Source organism: Castellaniella sp. (genome assembly GCF_049671645.1).
In the GTDB taxonomy this organism is placed as follows: domain Bacteria; phylum Pseudomonadota; class Gammaproteobacteria; order Burkholderiales; family Burkholderiaceae_B; genus Castellaniella.
Window position 1 is genome coordinate 214,587 of sequence record NZ_JBATVG010000024.1, and the last position, 7,724, is coordinate 222,310.

A 7,724-nucleotide genomic window follows, 5' to 3' on the forward strand; every position below is an offset into this window, starting at 1 on the left:
AATCCGGGGGATTCCGGCCAAATCGCGTGAACGGCCCGCATTCCTCAGCGCAAAGCGTGATAGATGCGCTCGGCCAACTGGCGGGAAATGCCGTCCACGCCCGCCAACTCATCGATGCTGGCGTCCACGACCCCGGAAAAGCCGCCGAAGCGCGCCAGCAGATTCTTGCGCCGGTGCTGCCCGACTCCCTCGATGTCCTCCAGGCGCGAAACATTGCGGGCTTTGGCGCGACGCGCCCGCATGCCGGTGATGGCAAAGCGGTGCGCCTCGTCGCGCACTTCCGCCACCAGCATCAAGGCGGCCGATTCCACCCCCAGCGCCACGGCCGGCCGGCCATCGACGAAGACCAGGGTCTCCAGGCCAACCTTGCGATGGTCGCCTTTTTTCACGCCCACGATGCGGCTGACGTCCAGGCCCAGTTCTTCGAACACCCGGCGGGCCACCCCCACCTGCCCTTCTCCGCCATCGATCAGCACGATGTCGGGCAAGACCACATCGCCGTCGGCCACGCGGCCGTAGCGCCGGGTCAGGGCCTGGCGCATGGCGGCATAGTCGTCCCCCGGCTCGATGCCGGCGATGTTGAAGCGGCGATACAGGGAATGCTGCATGGCGTGGTTCTTGTAGACCACGCAGGATGCCTGGGTGGCCTCGCCCGCCGTGTGGCTGATGTCGAAACATTCGATGTGCAGGGCCGCCAGGGCGGCATCGTCCGTATCCAGATCGAGCTCCACCGCCAGCGCCAGCGTGCGGGCCTCCCGTGCGCTGGATTCCGACAGGCGTTGCGCCAGCGCCATGCGGGCATTGCGCTGGGCCTGCTCCAGCCAGGTCCGGCGGGCGCCCTGGGGACGCGACAGGACGCGCACTTTGTGGCCGTGCTGTTCGGCCAGCATGGTGATCAGATCGGGATCCGGCAAGGCGTGCGAACAGACCAGGACGGGCGGCACGGGGTTGTCGGCATAGTGCTGGGCCACGAAGGCCGCCAGCACGTCTTCGGCCGGTTCATCCTGGGCCTGGGTGGGAAACAAGGGCTTGTCCCCCAGGTGGCGGCCGGCCCGCACCATGGCCAGGTTGACGCACACCCGCCCGCCCGAGATTTCCACGGCGATGATGTCGGCGCTGTCCTCGCCCACCTGCTCCATGGTCTGCTGCTGCAGCACTTTGGCCAGGGCCCGCATCTGGTCGCGCAACGCGGCCGCCTGCTCGAAATCCTGCCGTTCGGACGCCGCCATCATGCGCTGCTCGATGTCCTGCAGCACTTCGGTGGTGCGCCCTTCCAGGAAGCGGATGGCGCGCTCGACGTCGGCGCGGTAGTCCGGCAGGGAAATCTTGTTCACGCAGGGCGCCGAACAACGGCCGATCTGGTGCAGCAGGCAGGGACGCGTGCGATGCGCATAGACGCTGTCCTCGCAGGTGCGCAGCTTGAAGACCTTCTGCAGGATCTGGATGGTCTCGCGCACCGCCCAGGAATTGGGATAGGGGCCGAAGAAATGCCCCTTGCCCTGGGTGCTGCCCCGGTAGTAGACGATGCGCGGGGCTTCGTGGTCCGTGATGTGCAGATAGGGGTAGGACTTGTCATCCCGGAACAGGATGTTGTAGCGCGGCTTCAGGCGCTTGATGAGGTTGTTTTCCAGGATCAGCGCTTCGGCCTCGGTGCGCGTGACCGTCACTTCGGTGCGCGCCACCCGCGCCAGCATGTGCTCGATGCGCGGGCCGTGACCGGTCTTCTGGAAATAGGAACTGACGCGGCGCTTCAGGTCGCGGGCCTTGCCCACGTACAGGACTTCGCCCTCGGCATCGAGATGCCGGTAGACCCCCGGCAGGCGCGGCAGATCAGCCAGAAAGGTTTTCAGATCGAAAGCTTCGGGCACGGAGATACCTGGGGTCGGACAAAAGCCCCGTCCAGTCAGGAGACGGGCGGGTCGGCATCAGGCGCCGGATACGGCGCACGGCCTGGGGATCCAGAGGGCGGCCATCCAGGGCGACCAGCAGTTCGTCGGCCAGATCGGGACGGTTGCAGACCAGCACCATGTCGCAGCCGGCATCCAGGGCGGCGCGGGCGCGGGCCTGGATATCGCCCGCCACGCTGGCGCCTTCCATTGTCAGGTCATCGGAGAACACCACCCCGTCGTAGGAGAATTGTTCACGCAGGATGCCGGTCACCCAGCGGCGCGAGAAGCCGGCGGGGTCCGGCGCCACCTGGGGATAGATGACGTGAGCGGGCATGACGGCGGGCAGGACCAGATCGCCCAGCCAGCCATAAGGAGCCGCATCGGCATCCAGGATGTCGGCCAGCGAGCGGTCATCCACGGGAATGGCATGGTGGGAATCGGCGGCGACGGCACCATGACCCGGGAAATGCTTGCCGCAAGCGGCCATGCCCGCCTGGGACAGCCCCTGGATCAGGGCGCGGGCCAGCAGGGACACCACGGCGGGGTCTTCATGAAAGGCCCGGTTGCCGATCACCTGGCTGACACCGTAATCCAGGTCCAGCACAGGCGTGAAACTGAAATCCACCCCGCAGGCCCGCAGTTCGCTGGCCAGCACAAAGCCGGTTTCGGTGGCCCCGCGCAAGGCCGCCTGCGGGTCCTGTTCATACCACCGGCCCAAGGTCCGCATGGCCGGCAGCGGTGTGAAACCGTCGGTGCGGAAACGCTGCACGCGGCCGCCTTCATGGTCGACGGCGATCAGCAGGGGTTCCTGGCGGGCGGCATGGATGGCGGCGCACAAGGCCGTCAGTTGGGCCCGATCGGCAAAATTGCGGGCGAACAGAATGACGCCGCCCACCTGGGGGTGGCGCAAACGCAGCTGTTCGGCGTCGGTCAATTCCAGACCGGCGACATCCACCATGACGGGGCCTGGGGGTAAGCGATTCAACATGAAGATTCCAGTATTCCGTCTGATCAATTCGTAGATTCGGGTCCGGCGCCCGCGCCGTCCATGCCGCGTTGAAAATCCCTGCGCATGGATCAGGGTCGGCCACCGGGCGCGGCTTCCTGCCGGCCCTCGATCACGACAAAGGCGGCCACCATATCGGATTCATCGGTCATGGACACATGCGACGGCCCGAAGCGGACATCGTACCAGTCCTTCAAAGGGCCGGACAGATGGATTTCCGGCGCTCCGCCCCTGCGGTTCAGGATCTGCACCCGGGACCAGGTCATGGGCATATGGATGCCCAGGCCGATGGCCTTGGAAAAGGCTTCCTTGGCGGCAAAACGGGTAGCCAGGTACAAGATGCCGCGCCGCGGATCGCGCGCCGCGCGCCGCGCGTGCACCTGCTGCTCATCCAGCCCCAGCACACGCCGGACGAAACGATCGCCGTGCCGCGCGTAGATATGCTCGATGCGGTCCACCCGCAACAGATCCGTGCCGATGCCGGCGATAGCGGTAGAAGACATCAGGCCCCTCCAGAAAGAAGACCGGCGCCCCGTCCGGTCCGGGCAAGGCGCCGCCCAGGATGCGGCTCACAGGCGCAGGAAGTGTTCCCGGTAGTGCTTCAATTCGTTGATGGATTCCTGGATATCGGCCAGGGCTTCGTGTTTGCTGGCTTTGGTGAAGCTGCGATAGACCTCGGGCTTCCAGCGCAAGGACAATTCCTTGAGCGTGCTGACGTCCAGGTTGCGGTAATGGAAATACGCTTCCAGACGCGGCATGTATTTGACCATGAAGCGCCGATCCTGACCGATCGTATTGCCGCACATGGGCGATTTGCCGGCCGGCACCAGCGGCGCCAGGAATTCCAGCAGGATGTCCTCGACCCGGGACTCGGTCAGGGTCGAGGCCTTCACCCGTTCGACCAGGCCGCTCTTGCCATGCATGGACTGATTCCATTTGTCCATGCCATCCAACACCGCATCGTCCTGATGCACCACCAGCACCGGGGCCTGGGCGACTTCGGTCAGGTCGGGCTCGGTGACAATCAGGGCGATTTCCAGAATGCGTTCCTTTTCGGGATCCAGTCCGGACATTTCCATGTCCAGCCAGATCAGGCGCTGATCATTCGCAGCCATCACCTATAATCCTTTCAACTGAAAACCCGATTTTCGCATATTGGCCGGACGGACATGCTGACCTCCCTGTTTCTTGCCTGCCTGATCGGCGACCTGCTGATCCGCTACTGGCTGGCCCGCCGGCAAATTCGCCATGTCCTGTCCCATCGCGACACCATTCCGGCCGCGTTCTCCGGCCACATCAGCCTGCGCAGCCACCAGCGGGCGGCCGACTACACAGTCGCCCGCTGCCAGCTGTCGATGGTCGAACGCATCACCGAAGCCGCCATCCTGCTGGCCCTGACGCTGCTGGGCGGTCTGCAGGCCCTGGACATCGCCCTGGGACGCCTGATCGAACACGAACTCTGGCGCCAATTGGCGCTGGTCGGCTGCGTGCTGGCCCTGCTGGGGATCGTGGGCCTGGCGTTTTCCGCCTGGCGCACGTTCCGGCTGGAAGCCCGCTACGGCTTCAACCGCATGACACCGCGCCTGTTCATCACCGACGCCCTGAAGTTGCTGCTCATCACCCTGGTGCTGGGCGCCCCCCTGTTGGCCGCCATCCTGTGGATCATGGGGGCCACCGGCACGGATTGGGCCTGGTGGGCGTGGGGCCTCTGGGTCGCCTTCAACCTGCTGGTGCTCTGGCTGTATCCCAGCTTCATCGCGCCGGTCTTCAACCGCTTCACCCCGCTGGACGACCCCGAACTCAGCCAGCGCATCCACGCCCTGGCGCAGCGCTGCCATTTCGGCCTGTCGGGCCTGTTCGTGATGGACGGCTCGCGCCGCTCGGCGCATGGCAATGCTTACTTCACCGGCTTCGGCCGCCACCGCCGCATCGTCTTCTTCGACACCCTGCTCTCGCGCCTGAACGCCGACGAAGTCGAAGCCGTGCTGGCCCACGAGCTGGGGCATTTCGCCCACCATCACATCCTGCGGCGCATCGTGTTCAGCTTCATCACCGCGGGCATCTTCCTGCAGCTGCTGGCCTGGCTGTCGACCCAGCTGTGGTTCTACACCGGCCTGGGCATCGTGCCCCAGCTGGGCCGGCCCAACGACGGCCTGGCCCTGGTGCTGTTCATGCTGACTTTGCCGGTCTTCACGTTCTGGGCGACTCCCATCGCCAGCCTGCTGTCGCGCCGGGACGAATTCCAGGCGGACCGCTACGCGGTCCGGCAATGCGGCCCCGAACCCTTGAGCAGCGCCCTGGTCAAGCTCTACGACGACAATGCCGCCACGTTGACACCCGACCCTTTGCATTCCGCCTGGTACGACAGCCACCCCTCGGCCGCCGTGCGCATCGCTCATCTGCATCATGGCTAAGGTCGCGCTGCAGGGCCGCGTCGTCGCGGCTCACGGGCGCCACTACCGGGTGGCCATCGACCACACGGACCAATTCCGCCACTGCTATCCCCGGGGCAAGAAGGCCGGCATCGCCGTGGGCGACCGGGTGCGGATCCTGCCCGAAGGCGAACAGGAAGGCGCGATCACCGAGGTCCTGCCGCGCAGCAATCTGTTCTACCGTTCCGACGCCCAGCGCAGCAAGCTGTTCGCCGCCAATATCGACCAGCTGCTGCTGGTGCTGGCGGCCGAACCGGAATATTCCGACGATCTGCTGGGCCGCGCCCTGGTGGCGGCCGGCAGCGCCGGCATCCCGGCCCATATCGTGCTGAACAAGGCCGATCTGCCCGCCACGGCCGCCGCGCGCGCCCGGCTGGCGGTGACCGAAGCGCTTGGGGTGCCGGTGCACACGCTGAGCGCCCTGGATGCCGCCCAGGTGCACGAGCGCCTGGGGCCTGTGCTGCAAGGACGTTGCACACTGCTGCTGGGCCAGAGCGGCATGGGCAAGTCCACCCTGCTCAATGCCCTGGTGCCCGACGCCCAGGCCGCGACCCAGGCGCATTCCATCGCGCTGGGCACCGGCAAGCACACGACCACACACACCCGTCTGTACACCTTGCCGGGCGGCGGCGACTTGATCGATTCTCCCGGGTTCCAGGCCTTCGGCCTGCAGCATCTGGGGCCGCAGGACATCGAACACGGCTTCCCGGAATTCGCGCCCGCCATCGCCCAATGCCGCTTCTACAACTGCACCCACCAGCATGAACCTGGATGCGGTGTGCTGGCAGCCGTGGCCCGGGGAGAGATTTCCGCGCAGCGCCACGCGCTGTATCTGCGCATCCTGGCGGAAAACGAGGCCGCCAAGCGTTATTGATCGTCGGTGGACACGCCGGCCGACGCAGCCAGAAAATAATAGAAATTGCGGATCAGGATGGCCGTCGCCCCCCAGATGAAGTACGACTGCCAGCGCACGGAAAAATAGCAGCGGCCGTGCCCCCAGGCCGTCTGCAACTGATGCAGGCGGTGTTGGGTGGGATCCATCAGCACGCTCAGGGGCACTTCAAAGACCTCGGCGACTTCGGCCTGATCCGCCGTCACCTGAAACCCCGGCAGCAGTTCTCCCACCACCGGCGTCATGACGAAATGCGTGGTCGTCAGCAAGGCGGGCTGCACCCCCATGATCTGGACGAACTGCCGGTCCACGCCGATTTCCTCGCGGGTTTCGCGGATTGCGGCCGCCACGGCATCGGCGTCGGTGGCTTCGATGCGCCCGCCAGGAAAACTGATCTGCCCCGCGTGATCATGCAGATGCGCGGCCCGCCGGGTGAACAGGACATGCAACCCGGTGTCGCGCTGCACCAGGGGCATCAGGACGGCAGCGCGCCGCGCCTGGGCCAGGGCGGGGTTATCGGGCAGAAAGGCCTGGGCGAACAGCGGCTCGACATGCCAATCGATGGACCGCGCAAAAGCCCGACGGATATAGTCCAGCCGCAGGCAATCGGGAGGCAGGGGCGGCAGGGGGTTGCCCGGCAAAATGGGCTGGGCGGCCGGATCAAAACCCGCGGATCGTACCGGATCCGGGTAAGCAATCGGGAGCGTCATGACATCCAAAGGTAAACCGAACCGCGCATTGCTGCAACACCCGCCTGCCTGGCCCACTGAAAAGAAAACCCGCCGGCCACCGGCCCGCCGCCCATCACGCCACAGCGCGCCAAAGAAAAAGGCACCCGAGCGGGTGCCTTTCCGGACTGCGGCGCCGCCTGGATCAGGCAGACTTGCGGACCAGCTTTTCCTTGATGCGAGCAGCCTTGCCCGTACGACCGCGCAGATAGTAGAGCTTAGCACGGCGGACATCGCCACGGCGCTTGACTTCGATGGCGGCAATCTGCGGGGAATACAGTTGGAAGGTACGTTCCACGGCTTCGCCGGAGGAGATCTTGCGCACGGTGAAGGCGGAATTCAGACCCCGGTTGCGGCGGGCAATGACCACGCCTTCGTAGGCCTGGGCGCGCTTGCGCGTGCCTTCGACGACGTTCACGCTGACGACCACGGTGTCGCCCGGGCCGAATTCAGGAATGACGCGACCTTCGGTCAGGCGCGCGATTTCTTCTTGTTCAATGGTTTCGATCAGATTCACGGTAGCTCCGAAAGCATCTTGGGTACGGCTCTGAAATGAGATTGGTGCCGTAGCAGAGGATGCGGTAAACACGTGATTATATCAGAAGCCAGCCGCCACACCCAGCCACATCAGGCCCGGGATCATGGCGGCCCAGACCAGCACCATGAGGACATCGCCCGCCAGGGCCGCCAGACGGCGCCAGCCGATGCGCGCCCCGATATGCGGCCGGTGCGTCCGCTCGGCCGGGACAGCCGATGCCGCCCGCCGCCGGGCGGCCC

Annotated in this window: 8 protein-coding genes; 2 read left to right on the forward strand and 6 right to left on the reverse strand. The window is 65.8% G+C overall.

Features of this window, described 5'->3' with window-relative positions:
* Positions 1–44: 44 nt before the first annotated feature.
* The 4 genes from uvrC to orn form a co-directional block, all read right to left on the reverse strand.
* Positions 45–1,868 carry an excinuclease ABC subunit UvrC gene (gene uvrC / locus WBG56_RS13580; protein ID WP_424269188.1) on the reverse strand — a complete coding sequence of 608 codons (1,824 nt, stop codon included), beginning with the start codon at positions 1,866–1,868 and terminating at the stop codon, positions 45–47.
* Entirely contained in the window at positions 1,831–2,877 is a 1,047-nt protein-coding gene (nagZ, locus tag WBG56_RS13585; RefSeq protein ID WP_424269190.1) for a beta-N-acetylhexosaminidase, read from the reverse strand. The genes uvrC and nagZ overlap by 38 nt, the downstream gene beginning before the upstream one ends.
* A gap of 89 nt (positions 2,878–2,966) precedes the next feature.
* Complete coding sequence (acpS, locus tag WBG56_RS13590) at positions 2,967–3,398, reverse strand: holo-ACP synthase (RefSeq protein ID WP_424269192.1); 432 nt, start codon at positions 3,396–3,398, stop codon at positions 2,967–2,969.
* A 66-nt stretch (positions 3,399–3,464) separates the two neighbouring features.
* Positions 3,465–4,010 carry an oligoribonuclease gene (orn, locus tag WBG56_RS13595; RefSeq protein WP_424269194.1) on the reverse strand — a complete coding sequence of 182 codons (546 nt, stop codon included), beginning with the start codon at positions 4,008–4,010 and terminating at the stop codon, positions 3,465–3,467.
* Positions 4,011–4,064: 54 nt separating this feature from the next.
* Between orn and WBG56_RS13600 the strand changes: the two genes are divergently transcribed.
* Together WBG56_RS13600 and rsgA are read left to right on the forward strand one after the other, a co-directional pair.
* Complete coding sequence (locus WBG56_RS13600) at positions 4,065–5,309, forward strand: M48 family metallopeptidase (protein ID WP_424269196.1); 1,245 nt, start codon at positions 4,065–4,067, stop codon at positions 5,307–5,309.
* Positions 5,302–6,201: a ribosome small subunit-dependent GTPase A gene (gene rsgA, locus WBG56_RS13605; protein WP_424269198.1), complete on the forward strand. Its 900-nt coding sequence runs from the start codon at positions 5,302–5,304 to the stop codon at positions 6,199–6,201. The genes WBG56_RS13600 and rsgA overlap by 8 nt, the downstream gene beginning before the upstream one ends.
* Here rsgA and WBG56_RS13610 read toward each other — a convergent pair.
* Positions 6,195–6,929: a CoA pyrophosphatase gene (locus WBG56_RS13610; protein ID WP_424269200.1), complete on the reverse strand. Its 735-nt coding sequence runs from the start codon at positions 6,927–6,929 to the stop codon at positions 6,195–6,197. The genes rsgA and WBG56_RS13610 overlap by 7 nt on opposite strands.
* A 163-nt stretch (positions 6,930–7,092) precedes the next feature.
* The gene (rplS, locus tag WBG56_RS13615) at positions 7,093–7,464 is read right to left on the reverse strand and encodes a 50S ribosomal protein L19 (protein WP_424269202.1); all 372 of its coding nucleotides are present in this window, start codon (positions 7,462–7,464) and stop codon (positions 7,093–7,095) included.
* Between the last annotated feature and the right edge of the window lie 260 nt (positions 7,465–7,724).

Excerpts from the sequence above, each read along its gene's own strand:
- WBG56_RS13600 (WP_424269196.1), top strand. The coding sequence starts at position 4,065 with ATGCTGACCTCCCTGTTTCTTGCCTGCCTGATCGGCGACCTGCTGATC.
- acpS (WP_424269192.1), bottom strand. The coding sequence starts at position 3,398 with ATGTCTTCTACCGCTATCGCCGGCATCGGCACGGATCTGTTGCGGGTG.
- orn (WP_424269194.1), bottom strand. The coding sequence starts at position 4,010 with ATGGCTGCGAATGATCAGCGCCTGATCTGGCTGGACATGGAAATGTCC.
- rsgA (WP_424269198.1), top strand. The coding sequence starts at position 5,302 with ATGGCTAAGGTCGCGCTGCAGGGCCGCGTCGTCGCGGCTCACGGGCGC.
- nagZ (WP_424269190.1), bottom strand. The coding sequence starts at position 2,877 with ATGTTGAATCGCTTACCCCCAGGCCCCGTCATGGTGGATGTCGCCGGT.
- WBG56_RS13610 (WP_424269200.1), bottom strand. The coding sequence starts at position 6,929 with ATGACGCTCCCGATTGCTTACCCGGATCCGGTACGATCCGCGGGTTTT.